Below are 259 nucleotides of genomic sequence, written 5' to 3'. Positions count from 1 at the left end.
AGTTTTGGACATTTTTTCGCTGGCGCCGCAATTCGGCAGCCTGATCTGGACCTTGGTTGCCTTTGTCGTGGCCCTGTCGGTCATCGTCGCGATTCACGAATACGGGCATTACATCGTCGGTCGCTGGTGCGGCATCCAGGCGGATGTCTTCAGCCTTGGCTTCGGCCCTGTCCTGTTTTCGCGCCATGACAAGCGGGGCACCCGCTGGCAGGTCGCGGCGCTGCCCTTTGGCGGTTACGTCAAATTCGCGGGCGATGCG

1 protein-coding gene is annotated in these 259 nt (G+C 61.0%); it reads left to right on the top strand.

The genetic code is table 11. The annotated features are described in order from the left end of the window. Nucleotides 1–4: 4 nt before the first annotated feature. Nucleotides 5–259: site-2 protease family protein (locus A3764_RS01220; RefSeq protein WP_201722383.1), on the top strand; the 255-nt coding region annotated here is incomplete at its 3' end.

The organism is Sulfitobacter sp. HI0129 (assembly GCF_001635395.1).
Taxonomy (GTDB): Bacteria; Pseudomonadota; Alphaproteobacteria; order Rhodobacterales; family Rhodobacteraceae; genus Sulfitobacter.
Note: the sequence above shows the minus strand (reverse complement) of the source record. Positions and strands in the feature narration are given on the sequence as shown.